The organism is Stenotrophomonas rhizophila, from assembly GCF_001704155.1.
Lineage (GTDB): Bacteria > Pseudomonadota > Gammaproteobacteria > Xanthomonadales > Xanthomonadaceae > Stenotrophomonas > Stenotrophomonas rhizophila_A.
In genome coordinates this window covers 1,060,468-1,078,115 of sequence record NZ_CP016294.1, presented here as the reverse complement: position 1 = coordinate 1,078,115, position 17,648 = coordinate 1,060,468, and the positions used below count along the sequence as shown (strand labels likewise).

Sequence of the window (17,648 nt, the reverse complement as noted above, 5' to 3'; positions counted from 1 at the left end):
AGCTTATGCTCAGGACTTCTTGATCACGGTTTCGGCGATGTTGTTCGGCGCCGGCTCGTAGTGGTCGAATTCCATCGTGAACGTCGCGCGACCCTGGGTCTGCGAACGCAGCGAGGTGGCGTAACCGAACATTTCACCCAGCGGGATCATCGCGTTGATGATGCTGGCCGAACCGTCACCGGTGGTGCTCGAACCCTGCAGCACGCCACGACGGCGGCTCACGTCGCCCATCACGTCACCCTGGTAATCCTCCGGGGTCACGATCTCGACCTTCATGATCGGCTCGAGCAGGACCGGCTTGGCCTTGGCGAAGCCCTGCTTGAAGGCCATCGACGAAGCCAGCTTGAACGCCATTTCCGAGGAGTCGACGTCATGGTAGGAGCCGAACACCAGCTTCACCTTCACGTCCACGACCGGGAAGCCAGCCAGCGGACCGCTGGTGATGGTTTCGCGCAGGCCCTTTTCGATCGACGGAATGAATTCCTTCGGAATCACGCCACCGGTGATGTCGTTGACGAACAGGAAATCGTCCTTGATGTTCGGCGCGATCTTCGGATCGGCACGGTCTTCAGCGGTGATCGGCGACAGCTCGATCACGACGTGACCGTACTGACCCTTACCACCGGACTGCTTGGCGTGCTTGTAATCCGACTTCACGTCGGCCAGCTGGATGGTTTCGCGGTAGGCCACCTGCGGCTTGCCGACGTTGGCTTCAACGTTGAACTCGCGCTTCATGCGGTCAACGATGATGTCCAGGTGCAGCTCGCCCATGCCCGAGATGATGGTCTGGCCGGATTCTTCGTCGGTCTTGACGCGGAACGACGGATCTTCCTGTGCCAGACGGCCCAGGGCCAGGCCCATCTTTTCCTGGTCCGACTTGGTCTTCGGTTCGACGGCCATCGAGATGACCGGCTCCGGGAACACCATGCGCTCCAGGATGATCGGGTGCTCCTGCGAGCACAGGGTGTCACCGGTGGTGGTGTCCTTCAGGCCCACGGCGGCGGCGATGTCACCGGCCAGCACTTCCTTGATCTCTTCGCGATCGTTGGAGTGCATCTGCAGGATGCGGCCGATGCGCTCCTTCTTGCCCTTCACCGAGTTCAGCAGCTGGTCGCCGGCGTTCAGCGTGCCCGAGTAGACACGGAAGAAGGTCAGCGCGCCCACGAACGGGTCGGTGATGATCTTGAAGGCCAGCGCCGAGAACGGTGCCTTGTCGTCGGACTTGCGGCTCAGCGCAACGGTTTCGTCATCGACGTCGGTACCGGTCACGTCCGGCACGTCGATCGGCGACGGCAGCAGCTGCACCACGCCGTCCAGCATGGCCTGCACGCCCTTGTTCTTGAACGCCGAACCGCAGTACATCGGCACGATGTCGGTAGCCAGGGTGCGCACGCGCAGGGCTTCGATGATCTCGGCCTCGGTCAGCTCGTCGCCGCCCAGGTACTTTTCCATCAGCTCTTCGCTGGCTTCAGCCGCAGCTTCGATCATGAAGGTGCGCGCCTCGTCGGCGGCGTCCTTCATGTCGGCCGGGATTTCCAGGTACTCGAACTTCATGCCCTGCGAGGCTTCATCCCAGTGGATGGCCTTCATCTTGATCAGGTCGACGACGCCCTTGAAGCCTTCTTCAGCGCCGATCGGCAGCTGCATCGGCACGGCGGTGGCGCCGAGCTTGGCCTTCAGCTGGCCAACGACCTTGGTGAAGTTGGCGCCGGTGCGGTCCATCTTGTTGACGAACGCAATGCGCGGCACCTTGTACCGGTTGGCCTGGCGCCACACGGTTTCGGACTGCGGCTGCACGCCACCAACGGCGCACAGCACGAACACCGCACCGTCGAGCACGCGCAGCGAGCGCTCCACTTCGATGGTGAAGTCGACGTGCCCGGGGGTGTCGATGATGTTGAAGCGGTGCTCCGGCAGGGACTTGTCCATGCCCTTCCAGAACGCGGTGGTGGCAGCGGACTGGATCGTGATGCCACGCTCCTGCTCCTGCTCCATCCAGTCCATGGTGGCGGCGCCGTCGTGCACTTCACCGATCTTGTGGCTCTTGCCGGTGTAGAACAGGATGCGCTCGGACGTGGTGGTCTTGCCGGCATCGATGTGGGCCATGATGCCGAAATTGCGGTAACGCTCGATGGGAGTGGTGCGGGCCACGGGAGCCTCTCAATTTCTTGGAATTCGGATGGCCGAACGCCGCCTTTCGGCGGCCTTCGGATTGGCGCAGCCCTTCTGGGGCCGCGAGGCAGCACCTTAATGGTGCTGCCGTGCCTGTTTTACAAGGCCGTCAAACTCACCAGCGGTAGTGGGCGAAGGCCTTGTTGGCTTCGGCCATGCGGTGGGTTTCTTCGCGCTTCTTGATGGCGCCACCACGGTTTTCCGAGGCATCCAGCAGTTCTGCAGCCAGCTTCTTCGGCATGGTGTTTTCACCACGCTTACGGGCGGAGTCGATCAGCCAGCGCATGGCCAGGGCCATCTTGCGCGACGAACGCACTTCGACCGGCACCTGGTAGGTCGCACCGCCGACGCGGCGGGACTTCACTTCGACCGACGGAGCCACGTTGTCCAGAGCCTTCTGCACCAGCTCGATGGAGTTCGGGTTCTTTTCGCTGATCACGTCCATGGCGCCATAGACGATCTTTTCAGCGACCGACTTCTTGCCGCTCAGCATCACCATGTTGATGAAGCGCGCGATGGTTTCACTTCCGTGCTTCGGATCCGGCAGGACAGAGCGCTGCGGCGTATTACCTTTACGAGACATGTGTACTTTCCCTTAGCTCTTCGGACGCTTGGCGCCGTACTTGGAACGGCCCTGGCGACGCTTGGCAACGCCCGAGGCGTCCAGCGAGCCACGCACGGTGTGGTAACGCACACCCGGCAGGTCCTTGACGCGACCGCCACGGATGAGGACCACGGAGTGCTCCTGCAGGTTGTGGCCTTCGCCACCGATGTAGCTGATGACCTCTTCCTGGTTGGTCAGGCGGACCTTGGCAACCTTGCGGAGCGCCGAGTTCGGCTTCTTCGGGGTGGTGGTGTACACGCGCGTGCAGACGCCACGGCGCTGGGGGCACTTTTCAAGAGCCGGGGAGGCGCTCTTGTAAGTGGTTGCCTGCCGCGGCTTGCGGACAAGCTGATTGATCGTCGCCATCAGTAAGTTCTTCTGAGAGAGGCCCGATGAAAAACAGGCCATGAATGCGGATATGTGCGAGCAGGCGAGAAACCGGCCTGCTGAGACAGACGATTGTAGCAACCCGGCGAAAACGCAGTCAACCGCGCGCACGCCAAGCCGACCCTGATCCCGGGCCGTTACAGGGGAGCCTTTTCCATGCCCCCCGTTCAGGTTGTCAAACCGGCCCCCTTTCGAGGACCGGCCGGCATCCTACCCCATCGGTGGCGATTGCGCCACCGCCGAGGGTGGTCCGGCCAGGCGGCCGGACCGGATCCATCACTCGTCCGCGGCCGATTCGGCTTCGGTCGATTCCACCGCCACCGGGGCTGCCGGCGCCACTTCAGCCACCGCCGGCGCGCCGCCGGACAGGGTCTGCATTTCCGACTCGGTCAGCCCGGAGGCGTTGCGACGACGGTTGGCGTGGTACGCCAGGCCGGTACCGGCCGGGATCAGGCGGCCGACGATGACGTTTTCCTTCAGGCCGCGCAGGTTGTCCGAGGTGCCGCGGACGGCAGCTTCGGTCAGCACGCGGGTGGTTTCCTGGAACGAGGCCGCCGAGATGAACGATTCGGTGGCCAGCGATGCCTTGGTGATGCCCAGCAGGACCGGGTCGAAACGGGCGATCAGCTCGTTGCGGGTGGTCAGGCGTGCATTTTCCTCGATGACGCGCTGGCGCTCGGCCTGCTCGCCATTCAGGAACTTGCTGCTGCCCTGGTCGGTGATCTCGACCTTGCGCAGCATCTGGCGGGTGATCACTTCAATGTGCTTGTCGTTGATCTTCACGCCCTGCAGGCGGTACACGTCCTGGATTTCCTTGACCAGGTACGCGGCCAGCGGCTCGACACCCAGCAGGCGCAGGATGTCCTGCGGGCTCGGCTCGCCGTCCACGATGGTTTCGCCCTTGGTCACGTGCTCGCCTTCGAACACGATCACCTGGCGGTACTTCGGGATCAGCTCTTCGTGTTCCGAACCATCGGTGTCCTTGATGATCAGGCGCTGCTTGCCCTTGGTGTCCTTGCCGAAGCTGATGATGCCCGAACGCTCGGCCAGGATCGCCGGATCCTTCGGCTTGCGCGCTTCGAACAGATCGGCCACGCGCGGCAGACCACCGGTGATGTCGCGGGTCTTGGACGCTTCCTGCGGGATCTTGGCGACCACGTCGCCCACGCCGACGGCGGCGCCGTCCTGCAGGTTGACGATGGAACGCGGCGGCAGCAGGTACTGGGCCGGCAGATCGGTGTTCGGGATGGTCAGGTCATTGCCCTTGGCATCCACGATGCGCACGATCGGGCGCAGCTCCTTGGCCTGCGAACCACGACGCTTCGGGTCGGTGATTTCGCGCGAAGCCAGGCCGGTCAGTTCGTCGGTCTTCTCGATGACGGTGACGCCGTCGATGAAGTCGATGAAGCGGATGAAACCGGCCACTTCGGACACGATCGGGTGGTTATGCGGATCCCAGTTGGCCACGGTCTGGCCAGCCTTCACTGCATCGCCATCCTTGGACGCGATCATCGAGCCGTACGGCAGCTTGTAACGCTCACGCTCACGGCCGTGGGCATCGAGCACCGAGATTTCACCCGAGCGCGAGACCGCCACCAGCGAACCGCTGGCGTGTTCGACGGACTTGAGGTTGTTGAACTTCACCGAACCGGTGGTCTTGACCGTGATGTTGTCCACGGCTGCCGCACGCGATGCCGCACCACCGATGTGGAACGTACGCATGGTCAGCTGGGTACCCGGCTCACCGATCGACTGCGCGGCGATGACGCCCACCGCTTCACCGATGTTGACCAGGTGGCCACGGGCCAGGTCGCGACCGTAGCAGTGGCCGCACACGCCGAACGCCGATTCGCAGCTGATCGTGGAGCGCACCTTGATGCTCTGCACGCCGGCGTCTTCCAGCTTGGCCACCCAGGCTTCGTCGAGCAGGGTGTTGCGGGTCACGATCGGATCTTCGTCGTTGCCCGGCAGGAACACGTCCTCGGCCACGACACGACCCAGCACCCGGTCCTTCAACGGCTCCACGACGTCGCCGCCTTCCACGATCGGGGTCATGGTCAGGCCTTCGGAGGTACCGCAATCCACCTCGGTGATGACCACGTCCTGCGCCACGTCCACCAGACGACGGGTCAGGTAACCCGAGTTGGCGGTCTTCAGCGCGGTATCGGCCAGACCCTTACGGGCACCGTGGGTGGAGTTGAAGTACTCCTGCACGTTCAGGCCTTCACGGAAGTTCGCCTTGATGGGCGTTTCGATGATCGAGCCATCCGGACGGGCCATCAGGCCACGCATGCCGGCCAGCTGGCGGATCTGCGCCTGCGAACCACGGGCACCGGAGTCGGCCATGATGTACAGCGAGTTCATCGACTTCTGGTCGATGGTCTCGCCCTTGGCGTTGACCACCTTCTCGGTACCAATGGTGTCCATCATCGCCTTGGCGATGCGTTCATTGGTACGCGACCAGATGTCGACCACCTTGTTGTAGCGCTCGCCGGCGGTGACCAGGCCCGACTGGTACTGTTCCTGGATTTCCAGCACTTCGGCTTCGGCCTCGGTGAGGATGCCGCGCTTCTCGTCCGGGATCAGCATGTCGTCGATACCGATCGACACGCCCGCACGGGTTGCGTAGGCAAAGCCGGTGTACATCAGCTTGTCGGCGAACACGACCGTGTCCTTCAAGCCCAGCTGGCGATAGCTGGAGTTGATCAGGCGGCTGATGTTCTTCTTGGTCAGCTCGGTGTTGGCCAGCGCGAACGGCAGGCCTTCCGGCAGGATTTCGGCCAGCAGGGCGCGACCGATCGTGGTGTCCACGATCGAGGTCTTGTTCTGCTTGTCACCGTTCTCGTCGGTCACCACTTCGGTGATGCGGACCTTGACCTTGGCGTGCAGTTCCACCACGCGGTTGTCATAGGCACGCTTCACTTCGGCGATGTTGGCGAAGGCCATGCCCTCGCCCTTCTTGTTTTCCAGGGCGCGGGTCATGTAGTACAGACCCAGCACCACGTCCTGCGACGGCACGATGATCGGCTCGCCGTTGGCCGGCGACAGGATGTTGTTGGTGGACATCATCAGCGCACGCGCTTCCAGCTGGGCTTCCAGCGAGAGCGGCACGTGGACGGCCATCTGGTCACCGTCGAAGTCGGCGTTGAACGCGGTGCAGACCAGCGGGTGCAGCTGGATGGCCTTGCCTTCGATCAGCACCGGCTCGAACGCCTGGATGCCCAGGCGGTGCAGGGTCGGCGCACGGTTCAGCATCACCGGGTGTTCGCGGATGACCTCTTCCAGGATGTCCCAGACTTCGGCTTCTTCGCGCTCGACCAGCTTCTTGGCGGCCTTGATGGTGGTGGCCAGGCCACGACGCTGCAGCTTGGCGAACACGAACGGCTTGAACAGCTCGAGCGCCATCTTCTTCGGCAGGCCGCACTGGTGCAGGCGCAGGTACGGACCGACCACGATGACCGAACGGCCCGAGTAGTCGACGCGCTTGCCCAGCAGGTTCTGGCGGAAGCGGCCCTGCTTGCCCTTGATCATGTCGGCCAGCGACTTCAGCGGGCGCTTGTTGGTGCCGGTGATGGCACGGCCGCGGCGGCCGTTGTCCAGCAGCGCATCGACCGATTCCTGCAGCATGCGCTTTTCATTGCGCACGATGATGTCCGGCGCGTTCAGCTCGAGCAGGCGGCGCAGGCGGTTGTTGCGGTTGATGACGCGGCGGTACAGGTCGTTCAGGTCGGAGGTCGCGAAGCGGCCACCGTCCAGCGGCACCAGCGGACGCAGGTCCGGCGGCAGCACCGGCAGCACGGTCATGACCATCCATTCCGGGCGGTTGCCCGACTCCAGGAAGGCTTCGACCAGCTTGATGCGCTTGGTGAGGCGCTTGAGCTTGGTTTCCGAACCGGTGCTGGCGATTTCCTCGCGCAGGCGGGTCATCTCCGACTGCAGGTCGATGGTGCGCAGCAGTTCGTACACGGCCTCGGCGCCCATGGCGGCGTCGAAGTCGTCGCCGTGTTCCTGGCGTGCCTGCAGGTACTGTTCTTCGGTCAGCAGCTGGCGGCGCTCCAGGGCGGTCAGGCCCGGCTCGGTCACCACGTAGGCTTCGAAGTACAGCACGCGCTCGATGTCACGCAGGGTCATGTCCAGCATCAGGCCGATGCGCGACGGCAGCGACTTGAGGAACCAGATGTGCGCGACCGGCGAGGCCAGGTCGATGTGGCCCATGCGCTCGCGGCGCACCTTGGCCAGGGTCACTTCGGTGCCGCACTTTTCGCAGACCACGCCACGGTGCTTCATGCGCTTGTACTTGCCGCACAGGCACTCGTAGTCCTTGACCGGCCCGAAGATGGCGGCGCAGAACAGGCCGTCACGCTCCGGCTTGAAGGTACGGTAGTTGATGGTTTCCGGCTTCTTCACTTCGCCGAAGGACCACGAACGGATCAGGTCCGGCGAAGCCAGCGCGATCTTGATCGCGTCGAAGTCCAGCGTCTGGCGCTGCTGGTTGAAGAGGTTGAGCAGGTCTTTCATGGTGTTTCTCCGAAAGGAGGAAATCTTGTCGATGGGGCTGTCAGGTCACATCCGGCGGCGCGGCTGCCGGGGCAGCCGCGCCTGCACGATCAGTTGTCTTCCAGTTCCATGTTGATGGCCAGCGAGCGGATTTCCTTCACGAGCACGTTGAAGGATTCCGGCATGCCCGCGACCATCTCGTGCTCACCGTCGACGATGTTCTTGTACATCTGGTTGCGGCCCTGCACGTCATCGGACTTCACCGTCAGCATTTCCTGCAGGGTGTAGGCCGCGCCGTAGGCTTCCAGCGCCCAGACTTCCATTTCACCGAAGCGCTGGCCGCCGAACTGCGCCTTGCCGCCCAGCGGCTGCTGGGTGACGAGCGAGTACGGACCGGTCGAACGGGCGTGCATCTTGTCGTCGACCAGGTGGTTCAGCTTCAGGTAGTGCATGTAGCCCACGGTGGTGTGGCGATCGAATGCCTCACCGGTACGACCGTCATACAGCTGGGTCTGGCCGCTGAGCGGCAGGTCAGCCAGGGCAAGCATGTGCTTGATTTCAGCTTCGGTGGCACCGTCGAACACCGGGGTGGCCATCGGCACGCCGTCGGTGAGGTTGCCGGCCAGGCGCAGCAGCTCCTCGTCGCTGAACTGGGTCAGGTCGACGTGGTTGGCGTGCTGGGTCTTGTCGTGGTTGTACACGTCGTCCAGGAACTTGCGCAGGTCGTTGATCGCGGCCTGTGCCTCGAGCATGCCCTGGATCTTGCGGCCCAGGCCCTTGGCGGCCCAGCCCAGGTGCACTTCCAGGATCTGGCCGATGTTCATGCGCGACGGCACGCCCAGCGGGTTCAGCACGATGTCCACGGTCTCGCCCGAGGCCATGTACGGCATGTCCTCGACCGGCACCACGTTGGAGACCACACCCTTGTTGCCGTGGCGGCCTGCCATCTTGTCGCCCGGCTGGATGCGGCGCTTCACGGCCAGGAACACCTTGACCATCTTCAGCACGCCCGGGGCGAGGTCGTCGCCGGCGGTGATCTTGCCGCGCTTGTCGGCGAAGCGACGCTCGAATTCCTTCTCGTGCGCCTGGATCTGCTTCTGGGCGCGTTCGATGGCTTCGGAAGCGTCGTCGTCCTTCATGCGCAGCACGAACCAGTCAGCCTTCTTCAGGCCGTCCAGGTAGGCGTCGGTGATGGTGTCGCCCTTCTTCAGGTTGGCACCGCCGTTGGCGACCTTGCCCACGATCTGCGAACGCAGGCGTGCGTAGATGGCGCCTTCCAGGATGCGGAACTGGTCGTCGAAGTCCTTCTTGACGCGCTTGATCTCGCTTTCCTCGATCTGGCGCGCACGCTTGTCCTTCTCGATGCCGTCGCGGGTGAAGACCTGCACGTCGATGACGGTGCCGTCCATGCCCGGCGGCACGCGCAGCGAGCTGTCCTTCACGTCCGACGCCTTCTCACCGAAGATCGCGCGCAGCAGCTTCTCTTCCGGGGTCAGCTGGCTTTCGCCCTTCGGGGTGACCTTGCCGACCATGATGTCGCCGGCGCGCACTTCGGCACCGATGTACACCACGCCCGACTCATCCAGGCGGTTCAGCGCCTGCTCGGACACGTTCGGGATGTCGGCCGAGATTTCCTCCGGCCCCAGCTTGGTGTCACGCGCGACGCAGGTCAGCTCTTCGATGTGGATCGTGGTGTAACGATCCTCTTCCACCACGCGCTCGGAGAGCAGGATGGAGTCTTCGAAGTTGTAGCCGTTCCACGGCATGAAGGCGATCAGCATGTTCTGGCCCAGGGCCAGTTCGCCGATGTCGGTGGACGGACCATCGGCCAGCACGTCGCCACGCGCCACCACGTCACCCACTTCCACCAGCGGACGCTGGTTGATGCAGGTGTTCTGGTTGGAACGGGTGTACTTGATCAGGTTGTAGATATCCACGCCGGCATCGCTGGCGTCGGTGATTTCCACTTCGTTGACCTTGACCACGATGCGGCCGGCGTCGATCTGCACGATCTCGCCGCCACGACGGGCGTTCACGGTCACACCCGAGTCACGGGCCACGGCGCGTTCGATACCGGTACCCACCAGCGGCTTCTGCGCACGCAGGGTCGGCACGGCCTGGCGCTGCATGTTGGCGCCCATCAGTGCACGGTTGGCGTCATCGTGTTCCAGGAACGGAACCAGCGCGGCGGCGATCGACACGGTCTGCATCGGCGAGACGTCCATGAAGTGGACTTCCGCCGGCGGCTTCAGCAGCGACTCACCCTGGAACCGGCACGGCACGAACTGCTCGGTGAGCATGCTCTTGGCGTCGGTCAGGGCGTTGGCCTGGGCGATGACGTACTCGTTTTCTTCGATGGCCGACAGGAACTCGATCTCGTCGGAGACCTTGCCGTCGTGCACCTTGCGGTACGGGGTTTCCAGGAAGCCGTACTGGTTGGTGCGGGCATACACGGCCAGCGAGTTGATCAGGCCGATGTTCGGGCCTTCCGGGGTTTCGATGGTGCAGACGCGGCCGTAATGGGTCGGGTGCACGTCGCGCACTTCGAAGCCGGCGCGCTCACGGGTCAGGCCGCCCGGGCCCAGGGCCGAGACGCGACGCTTGTGGGTGACTTCCGACAGCGGGTTGTTCTGATCCATGAACTGCGACAGCTGCGAGGAGCCGAAGAACTCCTTGATGGCAGCGGCAACCGGCTTGGCGTTGATCAGTTCCTGCGGGGTCAGGCCTTCGGATTCGGCCATCGACAGGCGCTCCTTGACCGCGCGCTCGACGCGGACCAGGCCCACGCGGAACACGTTTTCGGCCATTTCGCCGACCGAACGCACGCGACGGTTGCCCAGGTGATCGATGTCATCGACCACGCCGCGACCGTTGCGGATCTCGGTGAGGACCTTGATCACGTCCAGGATATCGGAGCTGTCGCCGTGCTCGGCGACCAGGCGCTTGGACTCTTCGTCGTTGCGCTCGCCGAAGTACCTGCGGTCGTACAGCACCGCTTCACCGGTGACTTCCTTGCGGCCGACACGACGGTTGAACTTCATGCGGCCAACCGTGGACAGGTCGTAGCGCTCGAAGGTGAAGAACAGGTTGTGGAACAGGTTCTGCGCGGCGTCCTTGGTCGGCGGCTCGCCCGGTCGCATCATGCGATAGATTTCGACCAGCGCTTCGAGCTGGGTCTTGGTCGGATCGATGCGCAGGGTGTTGGACAGGTACGGGCCACGATCCAGATCGTTCACCCACAGGGTACCCACGGCATCCACGCCGGCCTTGCGGAAGGCCTGCAGCTGCTCGTCGGTGATTTCGTCGTTGGCCTGGGCCAGCAGTTCGCCGGTGCTCGCGTCGACCACGTCGTGGGACAGGATGCGGCCGACGATGTAATCGTCCGGCACGGCCAGGGCGGCAATGCCCGAGGCTTCCAGCTGCTTCACGTGGCGCGCGGTGATGCGCTTGCCGGCTTCGACGATGACCTTGTCGCCGTCGGCCAGGTCGAAGTTCAGGGTCTCGCCGCGCAGGCGCTCGGAGACCAGTTCGAGCTGCACGCCCTCATCGGGATTGATGTGGAAGGTGTTGATCTCGAAGAACTCGGCCAGCATCTCTTCGTTGCTGTAGCCCAGCGCACGCAGCAGGATCGACACCGGCAGCTTGCGGCGACGGTCGATACGGGTGAACAGCGCGTCCTTCGGGTCGAACTCGAAGTCCAGCCAGGAGCCGCGGTACGGGATGATGCGGGCGCTGTACAGCAGCTTGCCCGAGCTGTGGGTCTTGCCACGGTCGTGGTCGAAGAACACGCCCGGCGAACGGTGCAGCTGCGAGACGATGACGCGCTCGGTGCCGTTGACGATGAAGGTGCCGTTGTCGGTCATCAGCGGGATTTCGCCGAGATAGACCTCCTGCTCCTTCACGTACTTGATGGCCTTGGTGGACGACTCGCGGTCGTAGATCACCAGGCGCACGGTCACGCGCAGCGGCGCGCCGTAGCTCATGCCACGCTGGCGGCATTCACGCTCGTCGAAGACCGGGTCGCCCAGCTTGTAGCCCACGTATTCCAGCGCAGCGTTGCCGCTGTAGCTGGCGATCGGGAACACCGACTTCAGGGCCGCGTGCAGGCCGAGATCACGGCGCTTGGCCGGATCCACGTTTTCCTGCAGGAATTCGCGGTAGGAATCCACCTGGATGGCGAGCAGGAACGGCACTTCGAGGATCGAGCGCTGCTTGCCGAAATCCTTGCGGATACGCTTTTTTTCGGTGAACGAATATGACGTCATGGGGTCTCACCTTGGCTGTGCGGGCCCCGCCATGGAGGCGTGGCCCGAAGGGAACATGAAAATTGTCAGTTGGAAGTCGCTGGTATTGCCGGCACCAGCACGCCTTCTCCCGCTACTTCCAACTGCCAACTCGTCGCCGGTGAAGCATCCGACTAACAGTCGGATCTACCGGTCGAATTGGCGCGGACCGGACATGCATCCGGCCTTACCGCAATAACGACCAAAGGCCGGGGGCTTACGCCCCCAGCCTTGGCTGCATCGCCGTGATTCGATGGCGACGCAAGGAGCTGCTTACTTGACTTCGACAGTCGCGCCAGCAGCTTCCAGGTCCTTCTTGAACTTGGCAGCGTCGTCCTTCGAAGCGGCTTCCTTGATCATGCCGCCGGCTTCTGCCAGGTCCTTGGCTTCCTTCAGGCCCAGGCCGGTGATGGCGCGCACGGCCTTGATCACTTCGACCTTCTTCTCGCCGGCCGACTTCAGGATGACGTCGAATTCGGTCTGCTCTTCAACAGCGGCAGCCGGGCCAGCTGCGGCAGCAGCGGCGACCGGAGCAGCGGCGGAGACGCCGAACTTCTCTTCGATGGCCTTGACCAGCTCCATCACTTCCATCAGGGACTTCTCGGCGATGGCGTCGACGATCTGTTCGTTGGTAAGGGACATTTTGATTACCTTTGGATAATTTTCTGGGTTGAGGTTCCGTTCGGAACCACGGAAACGTCGACTCAGGCGGTCTCGGCGGCCGGTTCGGCAGCGTCAGCGGTTTCACCGCCATTCTGCTTGTCACCGATGGCCTTGATGGCGCGGGCGAACATCGTGACCGGCTCGGTCAGGACGCGGGCCAGCATGGCCAGGGCCTGATCGCGGGTCGGCAGCGAAGCCAGCACGTCGACGTGGCTCGCCGGGAACACTTCACCACCAATCGCAACGACCTTGGCCTTGAGCTTGTCGTTGGTCTTGGCGGCATCCTTGATCAGGCGACCGGCAGCGCCGGGCTCCTCGAGCGAGAACGCATACAGCAGAGGACCAACCAGCTTGTCCTGTGCGACTGCGAACTCGGTGCCTTCAACGGCGCGCGAAGCCAGGGTGTTCTTGACAACTTTCAAGAAAACACCGGTTTCACGAGCCTGCTTGCGCATCGCGGTCATCTGGGCGACCGTGGTGCCAGCGTATTCGGCTGCGATCAAGGAGTGGGCCTTGGCGGCGACGTCTGCCAGCTCGGCGACTACTTCTTGCTTCTGGGACAGATTGAGAGCCATTGCACTCCTCCAATTGAACTCCGCTTACGGCTCCTGCCGTGTGCGGTCCTGGGCGGCATCCGTCCTGGACGCCGGGAACATCGGGTTGATGTTCCAAGGGTGGGCCGTTCTAGACCTGGATGGCCAACCTGGGTGAACCCAGACGTGCGTAAACCAGAAAAACTCCAGAAGGGCACCATCTACGCAGGGTGATTCCCGGGGGAAACGATTAAGCGGTCGGTACGGCACCGGCGGCGACTCCCTGCCAATGCGAGCATCCCTGCCCGTCGCCGGTATGCAACGACCGCGCCTGCGGTCTTTGACGGCTATCGTCACGGGCCAGGCCCGCTCGGATTGCCTTCAAAATTCACGGATACGCGACCGAGGCCGCGTACCCGCTTGAAACGATTACTTCAGGGTCAGCGACGACTGGTCGACGGTGACGCCCGGGCCCATCGTCGAGCTGACCGAAACCTTCTGCAGGTAGGTGCCCTTCGAGGTAGCCGGCTTGGCCTTGATCAGGTCCAGCAGCAGCGCCTGCAGGTTCGACTTCAGCGCGTCTTCGGCGAAGTCGGCCTTGCCGATGGTGCAGTGGATGATGCCGGCCTTGTCGGTGCGGTAACGCACCTGACCCGACTTGGCGTTCTTGACGGCTTCGCCCGGGTTGGCCGACACGGTGCCGACCTTCGGGTTCGGCATCAGGCCGCGCGGGCCGAGCACGGTGCCCAGCTTACCCACGACGCGCATGGCGTCCGGGGTGGCGATGACGACGTCGTAGTTCAGATCGCCGGCCTGCATCTTCTCGGCCAGGTCGTCCATGCCGACGGCTTCGGCGCCAGCGGCCAGGGCTTCGTCAGCCTTGGCACCGGCCGGTGCGAACACCGCAACGCGCACGCTCTTGCCGGTACCGGCCGGCAGCACGGTCGAACCGCGCACCTGCTGGTCGGACTTCTTGGCGTCCACGCCCAGGCGCACGGCAACGTCGAAGGACTCGACGAACTTGGCCTTGGTGGCGGTCTTCAGGATCTTGATTGCGTCCTCGAAGGCGTAAGCCTTGCCCGGGACGACTGCGGCCTGGATGGCCTTCTCACGCTTGGTCTGTGCCATCTTCTTAACCCTCTACCACAAGGCCCATGGAACGGGCAGAACCAGCGATCGTACGCACGGCGGCGTCCAGGTCGGCGGCCGTCAGGTCAGCTTCCTTCGCCTTGGCGATCTCTTCCAGCTGCTTGCGGGTCACCTTGCCCACCTTGTCGGTGTTCGGGCGCTTGGAGCCCGAGCTCACGCCAGCGGCCTTCTTCAGCAGCGTGGTGGCCGGGGTGCTCTTGGTGATGAAGGTGAACGTACGGTCCGAATAGGCCGTGATGATCACCGGAACCGGCAGACCCGGCTCGAGCTTCTGCGTGGCGGCATTGAAGGCCTTGCAGAATTCCATGATGTTCAGGCCACGCTGACCCAGCGCGGGACCGACCGGCGGCGAGGGGTTGGCCTGGCCGGCCTTCACCTGCAGCTTGATGTAACCAATTACTTTCTTTGCCATGTGAATACTCTCCGGGTGCTAGCGCCTTGCGACCACAGGCTCCCCATCGGACCGGGAATCTCGCGTCCCGGCATCGCGTTTTTGAATTCATGCAGAAGGCCACCTCGCGGCGGCCCTTTGCTTTTGCCAGCTTCCTGGCAGGAAGCCGCGCACTATATCAGATTTTCAGGCCGCCGCGTGAACAGGCGCGGCCGTCGGATCAGGTGGCCTTTTCGACCTGGCCGAACTCGAGCTCGACCGGGGTGGCACGACCGAAGATCAGCACCGAGACGCGCAGGCGGCTCTTCTCGTAGTTGACCTCTTCCACCACGCCGTTGAAGTCGTTGAACGGGCCTTCGGTGACGCGGACCATCTGGCCCGGCTCGAACAGCACCTTCGGACGGGGCTTTTCGACACCTTCCTGAACGCGGTTCAGGATGGCCTCGGCCTCGTGATCAGCGATCGGCAGCGGACGATCGGCGGTGCCGCCGATGAAGCCCAGCACCTTGGGCGTTTCCTTGACCAGATGCCAGCTTTCGCTCTCGATCCGGGGAATGCCGTTCTCTTCGTGCGTCTCGATCTGGACCAGGACGTAACCGGGGAAGAACTTGCGCTCGGAACGGCGCTTCTGGCCGGAACGCATCTCAACCACTTCCTCGGTCGGGACGAGGACGTCACCGAAGAATTCCTGCTTCTCATTACGCTCGATGCGGCCGCGCAGGTCCTGCGCCACCGACTTTTCGAAGCCTGAATAGGCGTGAACGACATACCAACGCTTCACAGGTTTCTCCTTATCGACCCAGGAACAACTGGATCGCTTTCTGAATCAAGAAATCAAAGCCGCCGAGCAGCAGGCTGAGGATGATCACCACGACCATCACCACCCAGGTCATGCGGATGGCTTCCTGGCGCGTCGGCCAGACCACCTTGCGCAGCTCGAAGCGGGATTCGGAAAGGAACTCACGGGTGTCACGACCCTTGGCGGTCAGCATGAATACGCCGAAACCGGCAGCAAGGCCGATGGCGACACCCAGGCCACGCAGGGGACCGGACCAGGCATTCTGGACCGCATGCTCGGGCATGCCGAACCAGAACCACGCAAAAAGACCCGCAAGTGCCAGGAGCACTGCGGCGGCGTATTTGACGATGTCACCCCCGGTGGAGGTGTCCTTGGAATGCTCGATCTTGCTGTTCATCCGGCTCTGGCTGCTGAGGCGGCATGGCCGCTGGAAGGGAGAAGTGGCACGCCAGGAGGGACTCGAACCCCCAACCTGCGGTTTTGGAGACCGCTGCTCTGCCAATTGAGCTACTGGCGTACTGAAAAAACTGCCTTCCCTGAGACGGCGAAGGCGGACCGAGGTTCCCGGCCCGCCGTTCGCGAGACCGGCAGCGCTGTGCTGCCGCCGGTAGTGCAGATTACTTGATGATCTTGGAGACCACGCCGGCGCCGACGGTACGGCCGCCTTCACGAATCGCGAAGCGCAGGCCTTCGTCCATGGCGACCGGGTTGATCAGGGTCACGACCATCTTCACGTTGTCACCCGGCATCACCATCTCGACGCCTTCCGGCAGCTTGGCGGCGCCAGTGATGTCGGTGGTACGGAAGTAGAACTGCGGGCGGTAGCCGTTGAAGAACGGGGTGTGACGGCCGCCTTCGTCCTTCGACAGCACGTAGACTTCGCCTTCGAACTCGGTGTGCGGCTTGATCGAACCCGGCTTGCACAGCACCTGGCCGCGCTGGACGTCGTCACGCTTGGTGCCGCGCAGCAGCAGACCGGCGTTGTCGCCTGCCTGGCCCTGGTCCAGCAGCTTGCGGAACATTTCCACACCGGTCACGGTGGTCTTCTGGGTGTCGCGGATACCGACGATTTCGATTTCTTCGCCGACCTTGATCACGCCGCGCTCGATACGACCGGTCACCACGGTGCCGCGGCCCGAGATCGAGAACACGTCTTCCACCGGCATCAGGAAGGTCTTGTCCACGTCACGTTCCGGCAGCGGGATCCAGGTGTCCAGCGCCTCGACCAGCTTGATGATGGCCGGCACGCCGATCTCGCTCTGATCGCCTTCCAGCGCCAGACGGGCCGAGCCCGAGATGATCGGGGTGTCGTCGCCCGGGAAGTCGTACTTGCTCAGCAGCTCGCGGACTTCCATTTCGACCAGTTCCAGCAGCTCGGCGTCGTCCACCATGTCGGCCTTGTTCAGGAACACGACGATGTACGGCACGCCGACCTGACGCGACAGCAGGATGTGCTCGCGGGTCTGCGGCATCGGGCCGTCAGCGGCCGAGCAGACCAGGATCGCGCCGTCCATCTGGGCAGCACCGGTGATCATGTTCTTGACGTAGTCAGCATGGCCCGGGCAATCGACGTGGGCGTAGTGACGGGTCGGGGATTCGTATTCGACGTGTGCGGTCGAGATCGTGATGCCACGGGCCTTTTCTTCCGGCGCGGCGTCGATCGAGGAGTAATCCTTGAACTCGCCACCGAAGCGCTCGGCACCGATCTTGGTCAGTGCGGCGGTCAGCGTGGTCTTGCCGTGGTCGACGTGACCGATGGTGCCGACGTTGACGTGCGGCTTGGTGCGCTCGAACTTACCCTTGGCCATGGCTGCTTATCTCGAAATCGTCTGAATGGTGGCACTAAGATGGTGCTCACGAAAGGAATCGAACCTTCGACCTCCTCCTTACCAAGGAGGTGCTCTACCGACTGAGCTACGTGAGCGAGTTTTGAATTATGGCACGAATTTGAATATATTCAAATCCATTCAATGGAGCGGGAGACGGGGATCGAACCCGCACCATCAGCTTGGAAGGCTGAGGTTCTACCATTGAACTACTCCCGCATCGGAAGCTCTTGCCACAACTTGAAACTGCATGAAACTGGTGGAGGGAGGTGGATTCGAACCACCGAAGGCGTAAGCCAGCAGATTTACAGTCTGCCCCCGTTGGCCGCTTGGGTATCCCTCCT

Annotated in this window: 12 protein-coding genes and 4 tRNA genes; all 16 read right to left on the bottom strand. The window is 63.2% G+C overall.

The annotated features are described in order from the left end of the window. Nucleotides 1-9 precede the first annotated feature (9 nt). Nucleotides 10-2,151, bottom strand: a complete 2,142-nt coding sequence (gene fusA / locus BAY15_RS04725; RefSeq protein ID WP_068849452.1) for an elongation factor G — start codon at nt 2,149-2,151, stop codon at nt 10-12. A 136-nt stretch (nt 2,152-2,287) separates the two neighbouring features. Next, nucleotides 2,288-2,755, bottom strand: coding sequence for a 30S ribosomal protein S7 (rpsG, locus tag BAY15_RS04720; RefSeq protein WP_068849450.1), 468 nt, complete (start codon nt 2,753-2,755; stop codon nt 2,288-2,290). A 12-nt stretch (nt 2,756-2,767) separates the two neighbouring features. Beyond that, nucleotides 2,768-3,142: a 30S ribosomal protein S12 gene (gene rpsL, locus BAY15_RS04715; protein ID WP_025879344.1), complete on the bottom strand. Its 375-nt coding sequence runs from the start codon at nt 3,140-3,142 to the stop codon at nt 2,768-2,770. A gap of 297 nt (nt 3,143-3,439) precedes the next feature. Then, on the bottom strand, nt 3,440-7,681 hold the full coding sequence (gene rpoC, locus BAY15_RS04710; protein ID WP_068849448.1) for a DNA-directed RNA polymerase subunit beta': 4,242 nt from the start codon (nt 7,679-7,681) through the stop codon (nt 3,440-3,442). Between the two features lie 89 nt (nt 7,682-7,770). Continuing rightward, on the bottom strand, nt 7,771-11,925 hold the full coding sequence (gene rpoB, locus BAY15_RS04705; RefSeq protein ID WP_068849446.1) for a DNA-directed RNA polymerase subunit beta: 4,155 nt from the start codon (nt 11,923-11,925) through the stop codon (nt 7,771-7,773). A 291-nt stretch (nt 11,926-12,216) separates the two neighbouring features. Beyond that, nucleotides 12,217-12,585, bottom strand: a complete 369-nt coding sequence (gene rplL / locus BAY15_RS04700; RefSeq protein ID WP_068849444.1) for a 50S ribosomal protein L7/L12 — start codon at nt 12,583-12,585, stop codon at nt 12,217-12,219. Nucleotides 12,586-12,647: 62 nt separating this feature from the next. Beyond that, on the bottom strand, nt 12,648-13,181 hold the full coding sequence (rplJ, locus tag BAY15_RS04695) for a 50S ribosomal protein L10 (RefSeq protein ID WP_068849442.1): 534 nt from the start codon (nt 13,179-13,181) through the stop codon (nt 12,648-12,650). A gap of 387 nt (nt 13,182-13,568) precedes the next feature. Continuing rightward, on the bottom strand, nt 13,569-14,267 hold the full coding sequence (gene rplA, locus BAY15_RS04690) for a 50S ribosomal protein L1 (protein ID WP_068849440.1): 699 nt from the start codon (nt 14,265-14,267) through the stop codon (nt 13,569-13,571). A 4-nt stretch (nt 14,268-14,271) separates the two neighbouring features. Then, entirely contained in the window at nt 14,272-14,700 is a 429-nt protein-coding gene (rplK, locus tag BAY15_RS04685; protein ID WP_068849438.1) for a 50S ribosomal protein L11, read from the bottom strand. 199 nt (nt 14,701-14,899) lie between these two features. Next, nucleotides 14,900-15,460, bottom strand: coding sequence for a transcription termination/antitermination protein NusG (nusG, locus tag BAY15_RS04680; RefSeq protein WP_068849436.1), 561 nt, complete (start codon nt 15,458-15,460; stop codon nt 14,900-14,902). A 10-nt stretch (nt 15,461-15,470) separates the two neighbouring features. Then, nucleotides 15,471-15,875, bottom strand: coding sequence for a preprotein translocase subunit SecE (gene secE, locus BAY15_RS04675; protein WP_068849434.1), 405 nt, complete (start codon nt 15,873-15,875; stop codon nt 15,471-15,473). 44 nt (nt 15,876-15,919) lie between these two features. Then, a tRNA-Trp gene (locus BAY15_RS04670) sits at nt 15,920-15,995 on the bottom strand. Between the two features lie 100 nt (nt 15,996-16,095). Further along, on the bottom strand, nt 16,096-17,286 hold the full coding sequence (gene tuf / locus BAY15_RS04665) for an elongation factor Tu (protein WP_068849432.1): 1,191 nt from the start codon (nt 17,284-17,286) through the stop codon (nt 16,096-16,098). A 40-nt stretch (nt 17,287-17,326) separates the two neighbouring features. Then, a tRNA-Thr gene (locus tag BAY15_RS04660) sits at nt 17,327-17,402 on the bottom strand. Between the two features lie 47 nt (nt 17,403-17,449). Continuing rightward, nucleotides 17,450-17,523: transfer RNA gene (locus tag BAY15_RS04655), tRNA-Gly, on the bottom strand. 38 nt (nt 17,524-17,561) lie between these two features. Further along, nucleotides 17,562-17,647: transfer RNA gene (locus BAY15_RS04650), tRNA-Tyr, on the bottom strand. Nucleotide 17,648 lies beyond the last annotated feature (1 nt).